This is a genomic window from Rathayibacter sp. PhB151 (genome assembly GCF_004366415.1).
Taxonomy (GTDB): Bacteria; Actinomycetota; Actinomycetes; order Actinomycetales; family Microbacteriaceae; genus Rathayibacter; species Rathayibacter festucae.
On the sequence record NZ_SOEN01000012.1, the window covers coordinates 1 to 18,605 of the forward strand.

Sequence of the window (18,605 nt, forward strand, 5' to 3'; positions counted from 1 at the left end):
CCTGGCCGAGACGTCGGCGGCGGCGGATGCGGTGCGCGAGGCGTGCGCTGATGCGCTCGAGCTGCTCGTCGCTCAGGTCAGGATCGTCCATGGTCTTCTGTCCGTTCCGTCAGGGTTCTCGCCAGTGATGTCCGCACCCGCGAGAGGCGGTTGCGGACAGTCCCGTGGGACAGGCCGAGGGAGCGAGCGGCATCGCTGTAGCTGAGGTCGTCCTCGATGCACGCCGTCCAGATCGCCCGGTCCGTCGCGCTCATCTGCTCGACCAGACGCCGCACGTCGAGCAGCCGGTCGCTCGTCTCCGCGTCGACGCCGCGAGAGGCGGTGTCGTCGGAGAGGGGCAGGTGGCGTCGGCGCTGCTCGCGGCGGTTGGTCGAGAAGCTGACGTTGCGCGCCGTGACGAGCAGCCACGGCAGCACCGACTCCCCCACGATGCGCACGCTCGAGCGGCATTGCCCAAGCAGGAAGAAGCTCTCCTGCACGATGTCCTCCGCCTGGTCGGCGTCCGCGAGGAAGCTTCCCGCGGCCCGGTAGATCGCGCGGCCGTGCTTCCGGAAGAGAGCATCCAACGCCGACGGGTCACCGCCACGAAGACGATCCACCAGCGTCAACTCAGCAGCACCGACCATCCGACATCACCCCCTCAGTAGTGAATGCCCTCAGAGCACTGTTTCGTCTCAGACTGCACGGACGAACATCGCCAGTCCCTCGATGCGTCTGTGACCGATCCCCTTACGGGACAGGTCGACCGCCTGCCCACCGACGGCTCCCGAGCCTGGTCGGCGTGAACGCGGCGGCGATCGCACCACACGCGAGGAACCGGGACTGAGCGTGACAATACGACGGATCCAACGCATTCGACATCTATCGACAGAATGGCTTAAATCTGAGCTAAATCTCAGAGACCGCAGTAGTCGGATCATGCGACCCTTCTGAAAGGGCACGCGGGGAGGCGTTCACCGGCGTGGGTCGGTATTGCCGGTGTCCTCGAAATCAGGCGACATGAATTTGAACCGGGCTGCCGCTCCGCCCCGAACCAGACTTAGGACGGGGTTCCAATGAGAATCAAGAGGATCACGCTAGGCATCGCCGGCGCGACGCTGGCGGCGGCTGCAGTGGCAACGGCGATGAGTCTGTCCGCCGCGCAAGCTGGTGGCGACGTTGCAAGCGGTCCCAAGCAATCCACTTACTTCAAACCTGAAATTTCCGAGCCGACCGCCTCCCCAGAAAAAGCATCTGTAGAACGGGTGCAGAACTTTCCCGCTCTTCAACCGTACGACACATCTAAGCCTATCGTACCCGTCGCAGAGCTTGTCGACTCCGAACGAGCGATCTTCGATGACGGCTCCGAAAAGACCCCTGTTTATGCTGCCGTAATGTCCTACGGGGATTTGCGGAATATCTCGCCGGGCTTGGCTTCCGATTCGGATATTTCAACAGACCGGCCCGTTTGGGTTCTGACGGTCCACCACACGATCCAAAATTACGGTGCGCTCGAAGGTACTGTCGCCAAGACCTGGGATGTATACACCGTTGTTTTCGATGGGCCCACTGGCGACGGGATCGCTTCCGGAACCGGCCTTGACATAGAGGCACTCGGAATTGAAGGAGAGTACGTCGAATAGCTACCAGACTGCTGTTACTCCCGCGCCGGCGCAACCTATAAGGACGAGGACAAGTGCGGCCCCCGAGACGAGGGCTGGTGCGCAGTGAGTCAGCATGAACGAACCCTAAGGGACTGGAATCGAGGACCAAGCGCAACCGAGTCGAGACGCCCGGAAGGCGATCCCCATTCGGGACGGTGATCGATGAACTCTTCGCAACGGCGCGAGCGGGAGCGAATCAGCCGCCCGGGTGATTCGACCTCCGCAACCGCCTGCAACGATCGCTCCATGCGCACCGAGCGGCCGAGCACCAGAAAGCTGACCGCGCGGCGACGTCTGCTCATCGTGGTACCGCTGATCGCGCTCTGCGCCATCGTCAACGGCTGTGCCATCCTCGGCAATGCCTACTCACGTCAGCAGATCGACGTCGAAGCATTCGCTGACGCTCGCTGGCAGAGCTGGGAGCCCCTGAGCGGACTCGAGGTCGCCAGCAGCACCCTGTGCGAGGGGGTGGAAGGCTGTGTGCAGGCCGTCGAATCGGAGCACTTGACCATCCTCAAATTCGACTCGGTCTCCTCCGCTACGGCCTACGTGGACGCAGGAGACACCTCTCTCCACCAGATCGATCCCCTCGTTCTCGACTTCGACGACACCGACCTCTCCGAGGCCGATCAGGACGAGGTCATCTCCACGCTCTCGAACATCAACGCGGACAGTCCCGACTGATCCCCGCTTGCGAGCTCGCGATGTTCCCAGGAGAGGTCAACGGACTCCGCCCGCCCGTAGCCCGTTGAACCATCCCCTACCGGACACCACATCCTCTCAGGCCGCTGTTCTGGGAGAGTGGACTGAATCGTGAGGGGCACCAATGATTGATGCGCGGCGGACCGTAGAGATGGATCGGCTGCCCGGAGGATTCCGATGAACGGTCCGCGCGAAGTGCTCGGCCTTCCGCCCTTCGCGCTGTTCTGGAGCGCAACGACCATCCGCTCTTTCGGCAGTGCGATCGCGGGTGTCGCGTTCCAGGTGCTGATCGTCTCGGTACTGAACGCAACGCCTGCGGAGATCAGCATTCTCGCGGCGCTCGGCGTAGTGCCGTACCTGCTGTTCGGTCTGATCGTGGGCGCGCTCATGGATCGGTGGCGGCGCCAGCGGACGTTGGTCGTCACCAGCATCGGGCGTGCGCTGATTCTGGGAATGATCCCCGTCCTTCTCCTTCTCGATGCGCTCACCTTCTGGTCACTCGCCGCGGCAGTCCTGCTGCTCGGTGTCCTGACCTTGTTCGCGGACTCCGCCGCGCAGCCGTTCCTCCCGCAGATCGTTCCCCGGTCGTCCTTGGTCATGGCCAACGCGCGACTGGGCCAGAGCGAGACCCTGGCGGGAACGGCAGGACCCGCGCTCGGCGGAGCACTGCTCAACCTGATCGGCTCACCACTCCTGCTCGCCTTCGACGCTGCCATCAACGCGGTGTCGGCGGTGCTGCAATCACGCATCAAGGTGGAGGAGCGCCGGCCCGATCGCCGCGCACCAGGCCGTCACATCGGTCACGACATCCTCGAGGGAATGCGATTCACCTACCGGCACCGCACCCTCCGGCCGCTCGCGCTCTCCGTCCACGCCTGGTTCCTCGGCAACAGCATCGTGACGACGGTGTTCGCGGTGTTCGTTCTCCGAGAGCTGTCCCTGCCCGCTTGGGCGTTCGGCGTCTCGCTCGCGTTCGGCGGCGTCGGTGGCCTCCTCGGAGCTCTCGTCGCACCTGCTGTCGGGGCGCGGGTCGGAGCGGGTCGTGCGATCCTGCTGGGCCGTGCGCTCGTCATCCTGCCCTGGCTGGCACTCGCCGTTCTTCCCCTCGACGTGGACAGCGGCCTCGGTCTCCTGCTTCCCGTCGTCTGCGCCGTGCAGTTCGTCTACGGGCTGTCGATGGGTATTGAGGATGCCAACGACACGGGATACCGGCAAGCGATCGCGCCCGACGAGATCCAGGGCCGCATGAACTCCACCATCCGCACAGCGAATCGCGTCGTGTTTCTCTTCGGTGCGCTGTTGACCGGCGTCCTCGTAACGGCTTGGGGCTACAACCTGACGATCGGAGCGGCGGCGATCGCCTTCACCGCAGCCGCGCTCATCGTCGCACTCTCCCCCCTGCGCAATGCCCGCCACGAAGACGCAGAGATCTCTCCCGAGCAGGCTCCCGACTCGATGGACGAGACAACTCGCTAAGCGAGCCCGCCTGACGCCAAGTTGAGGTGTGCTCCAAACGAGCGCTCTCTGCCGCCATAATGCGATCGCAGAACACCGCCACAGAGCGATCATCTCTACATTTCGCGGCGGTCGGTGTCGCTCATGCGTGTACCGGTGAACGATCCCCATACGGTACGACGATCGATCGACACTCCGACCAGCGCGCTCGAGCGCGAATTCCGCGTCAGCGGCCGCGAGTATCAACGATCTGATGACGTTCGCGGTACTCACGATGCAGGCGGCGGCGAGCAGTGGTTCACTGACCCGCATGATGCAGGGACGGCAAGGACGAGTGACATCCATCCTCGTCGCTGCCGCCATCGCGCTCAGCGCCGGCGGCTGCACCGGCATCACGTCGAGCTCGGCCGGATCCTGTGCCGTCAAGGTAATCGAACTCCAGGAGTCGTCCCTGCACCCCGACGGAGTCGTCCACCTCAGCGCCGATTTCATCTGGGAGACCTGCGAGGACACCGGAGGCACGAGCCGCGCCGCCTCAGACGTCACGGTCACCATCACCCCCTCCGCGAGCGGCGAGGAGATATTGCTCGGCCATCCAATACCGAAGGGCGAAAGGTCGACGGTCGACGCGTCCTTCGACCTTCCTGCTGATCTTCCTACCGGTCCCGCCGTGCTTGCCCTGCGCACACAGAGCGGTGACCCGATCGACGTCGAACTACCGATTGAGATCACGCGATGAGTTCCCATGGTCATTTGCGTGCGCAGCGGATCGTGTGGGGGTCGTTTCTTCTCGTGGTGGGGCTGCTCTTCGGCGCAGGACAGGTCTGGGTGAGCCAGTATCAGGGAGCGACCTACAAGTGCATGGTGGATGGGCCTTTCTCGCTGGACGCGGAGGTCTCGGAACGCTCCGGCATCGTGGAGGGTTCCGCGGCGCTGTGGCCGCTCGGTCGCGCGTGCGAGTGGGCGCGCGCCGATGGTGAAGGGACCGTCACGACTTACTCCGGGCCCTGGCCACTCACGCTCGCGGCCCTGGTCCTGACACTCGGCGGGCTCGCACTCGCCGCCACGCCAACAAAGCGGCGAGGACAACCCGACCCACACTCATCTCACTGATCGATCCACTTACGGGACGAACCAGCTTGCCCCGCGAGAGCCGACACGAGTGGTGAGCCGTCAGGACGTGCTCTGCGCCTCACGCATGGTCAGGAACCACGCCGTGTCGCGGTCCGCGTCAGTTGTAGCTACGCCAACGAGGTCGATCGGGTCGGTGCCGAGGGAGGCCGGATCGATGTCGAGCGGACCTTCGCCGCAGTCCACGGTCTGGACAGTGGTCTTGCCGGTCACGACCGTGCCGGTGGTGGAGTCGGAGTCGAGCTGCAGTTCGACCGTGCCACCCCCGAAGCATTCGAAGGTGATGGCGCCGGGCAGCACCGGTTGGTTGAAGGCAGATTCCAGCCGATCCCCTTCCTGCCCCGCGCTCGAATCGGACGACAGCACCGCGAGGAAGGGACCTCCCGCGTCGATGTCGGCCTGACGGTCCGAGCGCCACTGGGTGAGCTGCGCGCGATCAACGGGTTCCGGCGCGCACGCGGTCATGGTGCCCACGACGGCCAGCAGGAGTGTGAGTGCAACCGAACGACGACTCATCTGCCCACCCTAGGTCCGGCCGGACCAGGTCGAGCGAGTCCCGTCGTCCGGTCTGGCGGAGAGTGTCGCGCCGAGCGATCCCCTTACGGGACGTCTGACCGGCGTCGATACCTTCTGCTCGGCAACCGCGACAACCCCGTGGCTCTGCGCCGCCGGTCTGAAGACGATAGAGGCATGCAGGAGCCGCCTTCCGCGATCGACCGGCTCCTCGCGTCGTTCGTCACGCTGCTCCCCGGCGAGGACGCCGCCGCGTCCATCTTGGGGGCTCCGTTCGACGCGGAGACATTCGCCGCGACCAGCTCTCGAGCGGCGACACTCGACGAGACGCAGATCGACCTCGGTGAGGGGCCGGCATGGGACGCGCATCGCACCTATCGCCCCACCGAGATGCAGATCGACAACGAGCGGCACTTCGCCGCCTGGCCCGTCTTCGGCCTCTCCGCAGAAGCGGCAGGAGCGAGAACTGTTCTTGCCATTCCACTGCTGGTCGGCACATCGAGCATCGGCGCCGTCACCCTGTACAGCAGCTCTCCGATCCTGCTGGACGCTCAGCTGTTGCAGGTCGCTGGTCGACTATCGGGCGAGCTCGCCACGGCAGTGGTCGCGCAGGCGATGAGCTCGTCGGAGGGCGGGTCACTCGCACATGACCCTGCCCTCTCTCGCCGCGAAGTGCATCAAGCGACCGGGATGGTGATGAGCCAGATGCGGTCGACACCGGCGGATGCCCTGCTGATGATCCGCGCCTACGCCTTCGCGGAGGGCATCGGCGTGCGCGACGTGGCCGCACTGGTCATCGCCCGTTCGCTCGACTTCTCGCTCGATCCGCCGAGGTGAGCAGCGACAGGGATCACTGAGTCGACGCTCCGTGATCAGATTCGCCCGACATCTGGTCGGCGCCGTCCGTCGCCGACCACGCATCCTCGTGCTGCCCGCCGATCGCCGTCGCTAACTCAACCTCACCGCTCTCGACAACCCATCCCCTCCGTGCCTTCGATCTGGCGACGATGGATGCATGCAGCAGCTGATGTACGCCTCGAGGACCCTGCCCGCCGCAGATGCAGTGTTCGACGCGCCATTGCAGCTGGTTCAGGCAGGAGACGGGCGCTCCGTGGCGCGCCGGGTGTCCGAGAACGAGTCCCGTGACTGACGCCCACGAGGAGCAGGGCCCGTTTCTCGCCTGGGTCCAAGCGCTCGAGGAGATCACCGAAGACGACGTGCCCGTCCTGCAGGCCGTCGGTTTCCTGGGCGTGAGCCTGCGCCTGAGCGCGGATGCAGCCTTCGCCGTGCTGCGCTCGGAGGCACACGCGGAAGGCATGGACCTACGGGAAGTGGCGCTCGAGGTCATCACCTTTCGACGGACGATCGCAGAAGCGCAGCAGTAGCGCCTGAACGGTTCGTCAACTCCCCCGCCCACTGAACACCACTCGGCGACGAGAGGGATGGGGTTTCCCGAGCTCGGGGAGCCCCCTTGTTTCGACCCGTCGTGCTCTCAGGCAGGGTCGTCGCGGTGGGGCGCGTGGGCAGGTTCGTCGCTGATGCGCAGACCTGCGGCGGTGTACGAGTCGGCGAGGAGCTGACGGATCCAGGTCGGGTTGATGGCTGGCGGCCGACCGCCGTGGTACTTGAACCGCACCGGAATCGCCGGGTGGATCCAGATACTCGTTCGTCCGTCACCGATCGCGGTCGAGTCCTTCCAGGAGAAGTAGAAGGAGTCGTTGCGGCTCAGCTTCGAGCCGATGACGATCTGGAGGTGGGCGAGGAGCCGGTCCTCGAAGTCCGCCTCGAGTGAGGAGTCGTAGAACAAGCGGCCCATGATGGCCTTCCCTGACGCAAGAGATTACGCCCTTACCCGGGAGTGTCGCACACACGCAACGCTTCCGCCCCAAACCCCTCGCTGGTCGAAGCGAGAGCAACGCCTGCTGCTGCGTTGTCGAGCACCGTGGCCTCTACCGCCCGCGCCGCCGCACCCGCCGAAGATCAGGTGCTGTCGGGCCCGCTCACCTCGAGCCCTGACTTCTGGAGACGATGACAGCGTCTGCGCAGAACAGGGGCAGCTCGTCCGGGTGAAGACCACTCCCTATCAGCACCCAGATTCCCGCATTCTTTCCGACCGGCGCCCGAACTCCGCAGTCACAGGCGTACGGTGACTGTCGCCTGGCACTCCGGGCAAACCGACGGCCCTGCTCGAACGAGAACGAACGTCACCCCTCGGTCGAGACCAGTTCCTCCGATCGAGTCGAGCAGCCATGTCCCTCCGGGACGACCACGAGCAAGAGAGGAACCGCGTTCTTCGCGAGCTCATCACCACCTTCTCGCCACCGAACGCGGTGCATCCCGTCTACGTCCAACAAGTCCTCACCTATGCGGCCGACCTCCTCAGCGCCCGACAGGAACGACTCCGCGAAACGGACCGCCCCCGCATGCCCACGCTGATGTGGCCGCGCTCGGCCGTCTTCGAGGTTCCAGACCCGCCACCGGTACCACCCGCAGCCCTCTGACCCCCACCGAGCCGATCACGGCAGTTCCCCTGCATTTCAGAGAGCCTGGCGACGGCGCACCGAGCCCAACCGAGATTCGGTCGAGCACCCGGTCAGCGCCGCGAACTACGCCAGTGAACCGAACCTCGCCCCTGGCCACAACGCTGAGCCCGGACACCCCTCTCACGCGCTCCCCTCCCCCGGCAAGGCCCTCCTCGCCGACACCCCCTCGCGCCTACCGTCGACGTGAACGGCAGAACGAGGGGACACGCATGCGACTACTCGACCTGACCATCGGAACCAGACACTTCTACCTTCCCGATGACACAGATCTCGATGCGTTCGAGCGCGAGATCGAGAACGCTGCCCGCACAGGCGGCAGCATGATCGGCATCCCCGGCGCGCACCATGACCGCATCTCCGCTCTCATCACCCCGAGCACAACAGTGTTCGTCGAGCGCATCGACCTACCCGACGACACCGAAGAAGATCAAGACGACCTCACCTCGTCACTGGACTGCGACCTCACCGACGCCTTCTCCGAGTGGAACGCCTGACACACTCGTGGACTGGTCCGCGGTGTAGCGATAGACCATTCCCTTACGGGACGGTCGTTCATTTCGTAGTGTCGAACTTGTGGATCCGTCTCGGCAGCTTCCCGAGATCGGCGCTCCGGCCGCCCGTGCCTTGGATGAGGCGGGGGTGCGCAACGTGGATGCTGTGCGGCGAGTGGGCCTCGACCACCTCGCGTGTCTCCTCGGAGTAGGGCCGAAGGCTCTTCGACTCCTCCGGCAAGCCCTCGCCACCGCCGATGCGCACGACCTGTGACCGCGGAGCGTAACGACGTCGCCCATCGCATCGTCACCACCACGGCCGACCTCTTACGTCGGGCCAGCCAAGCCAGGATGGAGGCATGACTGAAGCCTCCCGCCGACCCTCACTGGCGGACGTGGCACGTCTCGCCGGCGTGGCTCCCGTTACGGCATCGCGGGTTGCTAACGGGCAGACGAACGTCGTCCCCGCAACGCGGCAAAGCGTCTTGGATGCGATGCGCGCCCTCGGCTACCGCCCGAACAGCGCGGCTCGCGCGTTGAAGAGCGGATCCTTTCGCACCTTGGGCGTGGCCTTCTTCGGTCTGGGCACCTTCGGGATGATGCGGACCGTGGACTCGATCGCCTCGGCGGCAGCGGCGGCGGGCTACGCCATCACGCTCGTCCCAGTCTCGGCGCCCACGCAGACCGGGCTGAACGGCGCCTTCACCCGGTTCGGCGAGCTGGCGGTGGACGGCCTCATCGTCGTCGTCGAGACCTACCTGCGCGACACGGCGCAGCTGACCCTCCCCGAGATCCCGCGTGTGCTCGTCAATGCGGCCGCCGGAGCGCACGGGCCCGTGGTCGATGCCGATCAGGCGGGCGGCGTGCGCGCCGCCGTGGAGCACCTGCTCGAGCTCGGGCACCGCACGGTGCACCACATCGCCGGACCCCGCGGCTCCTTCGCGTCCGAGCGCCGCGAGGCGGCCTGGCGGGAGGCGCTCCTCGCGGCCGGCGCGCCCGTACCGCCCGCCCGCTACAGCAACTGGCGCTCCGACGGCGGGTACCTGCACGGCGCCGCCCTGGCCGAGAGCGGGGACTGCACGGCCGTGCTGGTCTCCAGCGACGAGGCCGCGCTGGGCGTCTACCGTGCGTTCGCGGAGCACGGGCTGCGGATCCCCGAGGACATCAGCGTGGTGGGCTCCAACGACATCCCGGAGGCGCAGAACTTCTCGCCACCGTTGACGACGATCCGGCAGGACTACCGTGCGGTCGGAGTGAAGTGCGTCGAGCTGCTGCTCGAGCAGCTGGCGAACGGGGTCAGTGACGAACCCGTCGTCGAGCTGGTGCCGACCTCGCTGATCGTCCGGGCGAGCACCGCGCCGCCCCAGACGCTCTAGACCGACACGGAGCGGATGTACACGCAGCCGTTGGACCGACCGCGAGACAAGTTGTTGAGACAGCGAGACTTCCGCCGTTCCGGCCGAGTCTGACCTCGAACCAGCCGTCGACGGGGTGTCTCAGAAAGCCAATGTTTCCTAGGGCAGTGGGCGCACACCGTGCGGAGGCAACCCTTCGTCGCCTGAATACGACGCGCCCCGCGCACCGCGCAAGTGAAAGCCGCCACGATCATTGGACGTCGGAGCAGACGAAACCTGCGAGCGAGGGTGACCCAACTCGGGCCACGCACGGTTTACGCAACGCAACGCAACGCAACGCAACGTGCCGCGCCCGCTGCTAGAGCGCCGACCTTCCAACCGTTACAGAGATCACTCCACCTCGAGCCAGTCTTCAGTCACCCTCAAGCAGTGCGTTGAACAGCTTGATAGGAGTCCGGTCAAGAACGAAAGTGTCCGAGACAACGACGCGCGCGAGGCCTTGCCCTTCTAGTTCAGTCACGGCTCCCCGAACCTCAGCATTCCAGTGCGCGTCTTCGTGCCGCCAGAGCGGGTGCCCGATAACGACAGCGGCGCCACGGCCGGCAGTCGATACCAGCGCTGGCAGTCCGTTCACCTCATGCTGCTTGATTGGCAGGTGCGGGCCGTAACCGTCGATGAAGCTCTGCATCAGCGCAGCGGTACGGTCAGTCCAGTGCGCCAGGTTGAGACTCCCGCCGAGCACGAGATCTACCACGTCCAGCCCCAGTCGCCAGTCCAACGCCCAGTGATTGAACCGGTTTTCGTAATTGCGCAGGCATCCTGGACAAGAGGAGGTACAAGCGGTTCCGTGCGGGTCTCCACGAAGTCGGCGCCCGGTCTCATCTCGAATCGAGGCCAGGAGCTTGCCGAATGTCACCGGCTCACCGAGTTCCAGCGCGTAACCGGCACCGTTGTCGAGGGCGTCGGCGAGGAATACCCGGGCCGAGACCGTAGTTCCGGTGCGTGTCGGCTGCAGCCCGACCTCTAATTCAGATTGCTCAATGTCTAGGTGCTCCTTGGCCGCGTTGCGGAGTAGCTCGGCAAACGAAAGCAACGCGCCCTTCCCCGCCGGACACGCCCGAGCCAGCGTGGCTACTACTCCTTCGGAAAGCGCCAGGTCATCTAGGCCAAGCAGGAGCACATCGGTCCGACGGACTTCGCCAATTGCTGACGGTTCGAGGGCCTGTCCACCAATCCGCATAAATTCCGGTAGCGGGCGCCGATACAAATCTCGATTCTGGGCAACTACCGACCCGTCCGACTGGCGAGTCAGATCGAACAGCTTCCTGTTGTTGTCATTAACGGCCACGACTTCCGCTTGTTCAAGTAGTCGAAGTGAGATTCCGTGTAGCCTCGTCTCCTGCCCGAGTTCAGTATTGGTCGACAGCTCGGTGTAGCCGGAATAAGTAGGCGTGATGTGCGAGTCGTCGTAATCGGGCTGACTATAGATCGTCCGGTAGCCTTCAGGCTGATACAGCGAGAACGCACTCATCTCCTCACCACAGACCGAACACATAAGCGACTTAGCCCCTGGGCGCGTGTCCAGACTGCCACATTCCGCGCAACGGTGAACCGGAAATGGCGTCCCGAGAGGGTCCTTTGCCCGTGCGCTTGTCCCAATAATGTCGTAGGCCGCGAAGCCCACCGCGAGGTGCTCTGCGCCATCCTTCACAACGACGGCCCCCGGAGCGAATGACGTAATTGACATTCGAAGATCGCGGTCTGCGACGGTATACCGATCCGCGTCGCGAGCACCGCGAAGCGGCTTCGAGTAAAGCGGTCGCACCCGAGTCGGAAAACCGAACATCGGAAGCACTCCGGCGTTCGCGAGCAGCTCACTAAGTTCGGTGTGCTGGAAGTAGGGGTTGCCGACCGCTTCGTCGATGTCACGGACAAGGCCGTCTCGCGCCCAGTTCTTGAGTGCGCCAACGTCTAGAGCGGTGTACGCGCTAAATCGCGTGCAGATCTCGGAGACTTCTTCGGCTGCCCTAAGCCACGCCTCGATATAGCCCCGTCGTGAAAGCCAGTCTTTTGTCACGCCGAATGTTCCATGGATGCTGCCACCGGATCTCCGCGGCGAGTTCTCAAGGGCGAGGAAGGCCCTCCGCAGAAGCTCTGCCGCAATCACCCGACGGACGATGCGAGGCCGCGACAAATCAACAAATGGCGGTGGCGGATCAGCCGCTGTCATCTTCTCGGGTGCCTGAAAGTAGTAATCGTCGTGAGCACGATCTCGTGAAACGGTGATTGCAATCGAGAACGGCTGACCCGAGCGTCCAGCCCGACCGACCCTCTGTTGGTAGTTAAATCGCTGGGGTGGCATGTTCGCCATCGCTACAGCTCTCAAGGAACCAATGTCTACCCCGACCTCCATTGTGGTCGTCACCGAGAGCAAATCGAGGGGATCAGCGAGAACGCTCTCAAAAGGTGAAGGAAGCAATGCCCCCTTGAATTGCCGCTGCCGGGTCCGCTGGTCAGCTAGCCCAGTCTGACCGGTGAGTTCGGCAACTCGCATACGTCGGAGCGGCTGTGAAGCGAGCCACCCGTAGTAGTCGAGTTCTTCGGACCACTCCTTTTCGCGGAGTACGCCGATCGCGCACTCCTCGTTAGTACATACGCCGGCCGAGGGATGCAAGTGGGTCGTTCCGCAATTCTCGCAAACCCACACCTTGTCATTCGGAGCCCTTAGTTCAAGGGCATCTTGCCCAGTCAGAGTCCTGAGCGCCCAGGTCTCGTCGATGAGACCGCTCGCACGCAAAAATTCGCCGACGCTTGCCGTCAGAGATTCCCAACCGATCTGACGCTTTGCGGCAACGCGCTTTAGATACGTGACAATCACTTTCGGTGCCGAGTTAGATCGGGCTACATACCCCCCTTCAAACCGCTTTGCTATACCAAGTAGCCGGATCACACTTGACAAGACATCGCTAGCGGTCCCCGAAGAAAAACCCCAGCTATCGGGAGCAAGTGGCCGAGCGCGCACTACGCCCAGTCGGGTGGATTCGAGATCTCGAGATGCCCGATCAAACACTGCCTCGGCAATCGCCGTAGCGGTAAGCCGATAACGATCCTGGCGGATTGGACGTGCCACGGAGTCGATTAGAGGCTCCCAGGCATCGCGGGCTGGCGGCTCGTAAGCACGATACCAAGGGGCATCACCGTCGCTCTGCGCGACCGAAGGCCCTGGTCCAGCCGGATTGACTCCAACTTCGAGCATCGCCCGTTCCGCTTCGTGAACGAGCGTCGACCACGGCAGCGATTCGGTTTCCCGTTCCGCCGCCGCAATAAACTCCGTATCAGCTAAATCTGCCGCACCCAGACTCTCAAGCCTGAGCTTGTCGAAAAGTTCCCGGCGGCTGGCCCTCAGTTGATCTGCCCGTCGAAGATCGTCGCCCTCGAGTTCACCCGCGATGAACGCTCGCAATAGCGGCACTGGGTTCTCGCGCCCGTGCAAAATCTGCCGAACTACCTGCCGCACTTGGTCGCGGAAGTTGTTCAGCGCGATCCCTGCGGCAATTCGCGCAGAGTCGTCCCTGCTGTCAGTGAAGACGATCGTCCTTGACTGCGCAGCATCAGACCCCAGGGTACGAAAAAGCTGAGATACCGCCATTTGGTTAAGCTGAGCACGTCCAGAAGTATGTGCTCGGATCGGCGAGCGGACGCTTCCGGAGAAGTACACGGCTGCATCCCGATTATCCTGACTCCCGCCGCAGCGTGGGCAGGCTTCTGGAAGTGCGGGTAGGGCAAGCCCACTGTCTTCGCCCGCATTGTGGCTCAGGACAACTGCTGGGATGCCGTCGGACGCACTGCCGAGAACGAGTGATCCAATCTTTGGATTCCAGGTCGCGGCGCCAAAGTTGGATTCGATGGTGGCTTGGTTCTCGTCCATGTCGGCGGGAAGCCGATGCCTGCTCGGCGCATCGGGAACGGGAGAACCTAGCCACAACCACCGGTACTCGTTGTCGTTCCTGCGGTAGACGAAGTCGCCTGAGTTTTCGCCAGGCGCGACCGGAGTGGTTGACAGCACGACGGCACCGCGATCGGGCCGATCGACGACGTAACCACCGAGGCTTACGTCGCCGCAATCGAAACAGTAGAGGAGTTCGAGAACGCGTGCGCCACACTCGCTGCACGTCGAGCGCGGAGTGTCGTACATCCGGCCGACTCGTCGAGGCTCTGAATCGGTGGCGCCCGGGCAGCCAGGGTCAGAGCAGGCCCAAAGCCCACGCATCCCCCTCATCATCACGTGGCCGCGGAACTGGATCGTGGGCGTCACCACGTCAGCGAGGCCGCGGAGCATTGCTTCAAGTGCCCGTGGCGCCAGTGCGTCCTCTCCGAAGAGACGGGTCATGACCGTGTCAATCCGCGTGGCCTTCAGTCGCGCATCCCCCTCGTCACTGCAAGCTGCCGCGATCGTCTCTGCCCACCGGTCCCGAATCGCAATCTCTGTGAGTCTGTTCGGTTCGACGCTCAATACTTCGGCTGCAGAAGGCTTCTCGCCGAATGCGAGCGTCCGTGGCTGCCCCGGCTGGATAAGAAAAGACGCCCGATCGACACCGAAAAAACGCTCCAGATACTCCAGGCCTGAGTCGTCTCCAGGGAGCGAGGCGCTTGTGGCGATGATTCTAAACTGATTGGAGGACGGTTCAAGCCCAAGCCGAGATGCCAGGTTTCGCACCACCATTCCCACTTCGGCCCCGGCGCTGCCACGATAGAGGTGCAGTTCATCGACGACGAGAGTAAAAACGTGATCGGACGATTGCTGTAGCCAGAGTCGCGTGGACTCAAATAGAGGCTCTTCTACATCGCGCATCAGCATTACGTTAAGCATGGAATAGTTCGTAACGAGCACGTCGGGTGGCGTCGCGATCATGTCCCAGCGAGTAACAAGCTCGCCAGCATAGGGGTCTTGGAAGTGAGCCATCAAATCTGGATCGTCAAGCTCCGCTAGGCGCGCATTCAAACGCGTCAAATCTCGCATATCCTTGGCCGCGTTTGCGGTCGAGGTGGCGGAAGCCTTTCCTGTTGGAATTCCGCCCGAGCCCGGTGTCGCGCCGGTGTAGCGACCAAACCACAGATCGATCGGAGAATCCTGATTCCGCAGGCCGCGCACAGCTCGACGGAGACGAGCGACCTGATCCTCGACCAACGCATTTGTCGGGTATAAAATGACCGATCGCACCGCTGCCGCATGCTCCCCAATCGTCCGAGCCGGCTGCCAGTTGTCGGCCTGCCGCTTTAGGTCCCACCATTCATGGATCGGCGCCAGCGCCGCCGACGACCTCTTCTCCGCCGCGATCCGGTTAAGAAGCGGAATCAGGAACGACTCTGTCTTGCCGGATCCGGTCCCCGAGGTCACCACCGGGTTATGTTCGATGCCCGAAGCGAAATGTGTCGCAAGGGCAGCAGCTTGATGCTTGCGCAGTTTGACACCCGCGAGCGCGTCAGGGCTGACACCGAAAACTGCCCGGATGACGTCACCAAGATCGCGGGAATCAACACCCGCCTGGCTCGCGGCCTCGTCGACCGAAATAACCGCGTCGTAGGGAAGCACGGGTTCGAGCATGAGCGGTGCGAAGAGGTTCCCCTGACCCTCAAGTAATAGACGTCGCCGCTCGCTGACAAGTGTTTGGTCGCGCAGGGCATAGGCAGTATCGATGTAGCGCAAGAATGCGCCGCGGAGATCGTCGGCGATCTTGATCGGAGTTGGGAATGTCATCGTTCTCACCGACTCACGCGGTCGTAAATGATGTCCGCAATTTCCCGCGGCACGGAGAGATACTGAACCATTCGATGCTCGACAATCTCGCGCGGCGCGCGTCCTGAACAAAGGGCGAGCGCGCGCCCGTACAACGCCGGTAGATCAGCACCCAGCGGCGCAACTACCGATCCGCTGCGCGAATTATATCGGGCTAGGGGATCGCCGGCCCACATATTTGCAATGTGCTTGACGATCTGCGCATTGCCGAGTCCGATGGTACCGTTTGCAATGTCACCTGCGGCGCGGATTGCATAAGTCGAGCCGAATTCCCTGAATCGGTAAGCACCGACCTTGACGAGCGACTCCGTTTGGTGCCACGAGGCCGACGCCGTATCCCAGAACTCCGCCACTCTGTGCATTGGAACGATTATCCGTCTGAGCGATTTGGCCACATCGCTAATCACCGGCAACGCCTCGGCTATGGCCCTTGCTGGCGAATCTTCCGGCACAGCGAACCCCGCTTCCTTTAGGACTAGAATTGGCAACTGACCAGTGATTTCGACGCGGGCCAGCTCGGCATCAACAGTCGTCGTGACCTCGGCGTAGCCGTCGACCAGACTCGCAAGTCTATCCAGTACCGCCCTCGAACGTGATCCGATGAGTACCCACCGCCCATCACCGGTAGGAAGAAGCGTTGACGTATTCACGGCCCACTCAGTCACCCGGAGACTGTCGTCTCTCGCTACATCGACGTGTCCCACGACCTCAAGCCGCCGAAGAAACGAGTCGGCGAACAACCCCGATCCCTCGACCTGAGCAGCGACCCGCTCGAATATCCCGAACGATCCTGTGCCGACGTGGTTGAGCGCATCAAATGCTACTTCGAAGTTTGGCTCGTCCGACTCGATCACTGGCGGAATTTCCGGAAGAACGATGGTACCGGCGGCGGCGTCCTTCTTTTTTGCTGCCCAGGGAGTGCCGGCGAAGCGGCGTACGAGCCCGCAGGTCGTGCACTCGCCCTGGATGCTCCGAGTGGGTGTTTGGCCAGGAAGTACTCGCGGAAGAAGGAAACGGTGCATCCCAGTGACGAGACACGAATCGTTTGCCACAAGAGTGCCGATGCGGGTTATAGCGGGCAACGCGGGAGAAATGTATCTTTTCCGGGGAACAAATTCCGGCATCGGTGTTGCGGCTTCAACAACAAGCGGCTTGAGGCCGACGGCTCTTGCGCCGTTCACATGACTTGACCAATCAGGTGAGCCAGCAGTTAGAGGCCAGCGCAGAGAGGAGTCTGGCGAGTAGACCAGACGGATATCGACGTCCTCGACACTATACTGCGGGGTATTGGCGGACCGCAGTCGGAGTAGCGCCGTCGACGATGGCTTACGTGCTTCATCAATAAACATGGCGACAACATATTCGCCATCAACTAAACCAAGACCTCCAAGCGGGAGAACAGTGATCTCGCCAGGGTGCCCAGACTCAGCGACGAGCCTGCCCGGATCAATCCGGGTGCCGCGGTACACGCGAAGCTCCACTGAGGATGCCCCAGCGGCGAGTGCGACAGCTTCGGGTGGGTCGAGTGCCGACCACTTGCGAAGCAGACCAGGAAGCACGAAGCCTCCTCGGAGCGCCAGGCTCGTCCGTGCGCGTGGGGCAAGCGGCAGGAGATCAAAGTGAACCTGGGCTGTCGGCGCGGATACGATTTGGACATGCTGATAGAGCAGCCATCCTTCCGGGTGTCCGGGCAGATCAACCAGTTCCAGCCACCCTGGTCGTGCGTGAGCCTTCAGGTGCGCCTCCACGCGCTGGCGTGAGTCCGGCCTTGCTAGGACGATGCTGTCTTCACCGAGAGAGATGCGTTCGACTTCGACAAACGCTCCTTGAAGGTCATCCCAACGAAGCGGGGTCACCCGCTTTGGACGGCGACCAAACGGACGACTATCGTCATCCCCGAACTTCCCCGCAAGCTGCTCTCCTAGCAGCGAAGCTGCACTAATGCCCTCCACACCTGATAAACGAGTAGAACCACCCGGACCGGAGATTGTCGGAATTAGCAACTTCCCCTCTGCGAGTTGGAACCGGGTGCTATCGGGTCCTTCCGAGCGATAGGGAAGCATCAGGTTGAACTCAATCGATTTGCGCGGAAAAGTTCGCAGGAAGGCTAAGAGACGCGTCGTGACGACTGGCCGCGCGGATGCAACTGCCTCTATCGCGGAACCGTCCCAAGCTTCGAGTTCAAGACACGCAGCATCAACGATACGCTCCCGAGCGGCCGGGATGCGCCAGAGGCGCGCAAGGTGCGAACTGAGCGGCAGGCTCGGAGTTGCTGTTACATACGGGTCCATAGCAAGGCTCATGTCGTCAGGTGAGATCCGCAAACCCGGGGTCATACCTTCGATGGCAAAAAGTTCGTGCAGGCCGGGGCGATCGTGCTGTCGAACAACCGCTTGAGACATTGGTAGTCCAATGTACGCGTGGCCCCCAATGGCGTATGCCGTTGGGATTCCGCGCTCGCCCTCCCACGCCTCCAGCCAAGAGTTCAGCGAACCCCACAACAGATCAGCTATGCGGCGGTAATCATTCTCAACCTTTTGATACGCGCTCGTTGGAACTTGGAGCATTCTGTGGACTCGCGAGTAGTAGTTGTGGGCAGCAAGGTCACCGTCGGACTGCATTTGTTCTGCGGCGACCGAAAGCACGACCAGGAGCGGCAGCGCGGGTGGTGTTTCGAGCGGCTCCTGCCGATGTTGCCGCGCAGCCTCCGCGTGCCAGTGAAACGGGGAGACGCCAGGCTCATTCAGTTGAAGCGATGACCGGACTATGGAGGCCAGCTCCGCTAATGTCCGCGTCTCAACTTCGGCGATTTGAAGAACATTGTGGACCGAGCCGGCGTCGGCAAGCGTATAGACAGGTCGGCCAGCCTGCGATGAGCCGAACATCACGTCAGCAATTGCCTCGCTCACGCGCTCGTACTCAGAGCTCAAAATGAACCTCCCCCAGATCGCTCGGTCCTCTTCAACCTAGCGACA

General features: G+C 63.1%; 13 protein-coding genes and 1 pseudogene. 9 read left to right on the forward strand and 5 right to left on the reverse strand.

All coding sequences use genetic code 11. The annotated features are described in order from the left end of the window. Positions 1-77 precede the first annotated feature (77 nt). The gene (locus EDF35_RS18890) at positions 78-626 is read right to left on the reverse strand and encodes an RNA polymerase sigma factor (RefSeq protein WP_133963439.1); all 549 of its coding nucleotides are present in this window, start codon (positions 624-626) and stop codon (positions 78-80) included. Between the two features lie 429 nt (positions 627-1,055). On the opposite strand from EDF35_RS18890, the gene EDF35_RS18895 reads away from it, so the two are divergent. The 4 genes from EDF35_RS18895 to EDF35_RS18910 all read left to right on the forward strand — a co-directional run bounded on the left by EDF35_RS18895 (position 1,056) and on the right by EDF35_RS18910 (position 4,539). After that, positions 1,056-1,622 carry a hypothetical protein gene (locus EDF35_RS18895; protein WP_133963440.1) on the forward strand — a complete coding sequence of 189 codons (567 nt, stop codon included), beginning with the start codon at positions 1,056-1,058 and terminating at the stop codon, positions 1,620-1,622. Positions 1,623-1,889: 267 nt separating this feature from the next. Next, positions 1,890-2,327, forward strand: a complete 438-nt coding sequence (locus EDF35_RS18900) for a hypothetical protein (RefSeq protein ID WP_133963441.1) — start codon at positions 1,890-1,892, stop codon at positions 2,325-2,327. 195 nt (positions 2,328-2,522) lie between these two features. Then, a complete protein-coding gene (locus EDF35_RS18905) occupies positions 2,523-3,821 on the forward strand; it encodes an MFS transporter (protein ID WP_104263149.1) in 1,299 nt (432 codons plus the stop codon). Positions 3,822-4,053: 232 nt separating this feature from the next. Further along, positions 4,054-4,539, forward strand: a complete 486-nt coding sequence (locus EDF35_RS18910) for a hypothetical protein (protein WP_133963442.1) — start codon at positions 4,054-4,056, stop codon at positions 4,537-4,539. Positions 4,540-4,973: 434 nt separating this feature from the next. Here the strand turns inward: EDF35_RS18910 and EDF35_RS18915 are convergent, their stop codons facing one another. After that, positions 4,974-5,447 (reverse strand): hypothetical protein, encoded by a 474-nt coding sequence (locus EDF35_RS18915; protein WP_133963443.1) that lies wholly within the window; start codon positions 5,445-5,447, stop codon positions 4,974-4,976. 174 nt (positions 5,448-5,621) lie between these two features. Between EDF35_RS18915 and EDF35_RS18920 the strand changes: the two genes are divergently transcribed. Further along, positions 5,622-6,281: a GAF and ANTAR domain-containing protein gene (locus EDF35_RS18920; RefSeq protein ID WP_133963444.1), complete on the forward strand. Its 660-nt coding sequence runs from the start codon at positions 5,622-5,624 to the stop codon at positions 6,279-6,281. A 305-nt stretch (positions 6,282-6,586) separates the two neighbouring features. Then, positions 6,587-6,829, forward strand: coding sequence for an ANTAR domain-containing protein (locus tag EDF35_RS18925; RefSeq protein ID WP_166674173.1), 243 nt, complete (start codon positions 6,587-6,589; stop codon positions 6,827-6,829). A 107-nt stretch (positions 6,830-6,936) separates the two neighbouring features. On the opposite strand, the gene EDF35_RS18930 is transcribed toward EDF35_RS18925, so the two are convergent. After that, on the reverse strand, positions 6,937-7,260 hold the full coding sequence (locus EDF35_RS18930) for an ATP-dependent DNA ligase (RefSeq protein ID WP_133963446.1): 324 nt from the start codon (positions 7,258-7,260) through the stop codon (positions 6,937-6,939). Positions 7,261-8,196: 936 nt separating this feature from the next. Between EDF35_RS18930 and EDF35_RS18935 the strand changes: the two genes are divergently transcribed. From EDF35_RS18935 to EDF35_RS18945, 3 genes and pseudogenes are all read left to right on the forward strand, one after another. Beyond that, positions 8,197-8,481, forward strand: a complete 285-nt coding sequence (locus tag EDF35_RS18935) for a hypothetical protein (RefSeq protein ID WP_133963447.1) — start codon at positions 8,197-8,199, stop codon at positions 8,479-8,481. Positions 8,482-8,837: 356 nt separating this feature from the next. Next, positions 8,838-8,987 (forward strand): annotated as a pseudogene (locus EDF35_RS21315) (LacI family DNA-binding transcriptional regulator); the annotation flags it as partial. A gap of 99 nt (positions 8,988-9,086) precedes the next feature. After that, complete coding sequence (locus EDF35_RS18945; RefSeq protein ID WP_243840069.1) at positions 9,087-9,854, forward strand: substrate-binding domain-containing protein; 768 nt, start codon at positions 9,087-9,089, stop codon at positions 9,852-9,854. 391 nt (positions 9,855-10,245) lie between these two features. Here the strand turns inward: EDF35_RS18945 and EDF35_RS18950 are convergent, their stop codons facing one another. Both EDF35_RS18950 and EDF35_RS18955 read right to left on the reverse strand, forming a co-directional pair. Then, positions 10,246-15,591: a DEAD/DEAH box helicase gene (locus EDF35_RS18950; protein ID WP_133963450.1), complete on the reverse strand. Its 5,346-nt coding sequence runs from the start codon at positions 15,589-15,591 to the stop codon at positions 10,246-10,248. Between the two features lie 5 nt (positions 15,592-15,596). Then, positions 15,597-18,539, reverse strand: a complete 2,943-nt coding sequence (locus EDF35_RS18955) for a hypothetical protein (RefSeq protein WP_133963451.1) — start codon at positions 18,537-18,539, stop codon at positions 15,597-15,599. Positions 18,540-18,605 lie beyond the last annotated feature (66 nt).

What these genes read in the sequence shown, in the direction of transcription:
- EDF35_RS18900 (WP_133963441.1), top strand. Translation starts at nt 1,890, where the DNA reads ATGCGCACCGAGCGGCCGAGCACCAGAAAGCTGACCGCGCGGCGACGT.
- EDF35_RS18905 (WP_104263149.1), top strand. Translation starts at nt 2,523, where the DNA reads ATGAACGGTCCGCGCGAAGTGCTCGGCCTTCCGCCCTTCGCGCTGTTC.
- EDF35_RS18920 (WP_133963444.1), top strand. Translation starts at nt 5,622, where the DNA reads ATGCAGGAGCCGCCTTCCGCGATCGACCGGCTCCTCGCGTCGTTCGTC.
- EDF35_RS18930 (WP_133963446.1), bottom strand. Translation starts at nt 7,260, where the DNA reads ATGGGCCGCTTGTTCTACGACTCCTCACTCGAGGCGGACTTCGAGGAC.
- EDF35_RS18910 (WP_133963442.1), top strand. Translation starts at nt 4,054, where the DNA reads ATGACGTTCGCGGTACTCACGATGCAGGCGGCGGCGAGCAGTGGTTCA.
- EDF35_RS18895 (WP_133963440.1), top strand. Translation starts at nt 1,056, where the DNA reads ATGAGAATCAAGAGGATCACGCTAGGCATCGCCGGCGCGACGCTGGCG.
- EDF35_RS18890 (WP_133963439.1), bottom strand. Translation starts at nt 626, where the DNA reads ATGGTCGGTGCTGCTGAGTTGACGCTGGTGGATCGTCTTCGTGGCGGT.
- EDF35_RS18935 (WP_133963447.1), top strand. Translation starts at nt 8,197, where the DNA reads ATGCGACTACTCGACCTGACCATCGGAACCAGACACTTCTACCTTCCC.
- EDF35_RS18915 (WP_133963443.1), bottom strand. Translation starts at nt 5,447, where the DNA reads ATGAGTCGTCGTTCGGTTGCACTCACACTCCTGCTGGCCGTCGTGGGC.
- EDF35_RS18950 (WP_133963450.1), bottom strand. Translation starts at nt 15,591, where the DNA reads ATGACATTCCCAACTCCGATCAAGATCGCCGACGATCTCCGCGGCGCA.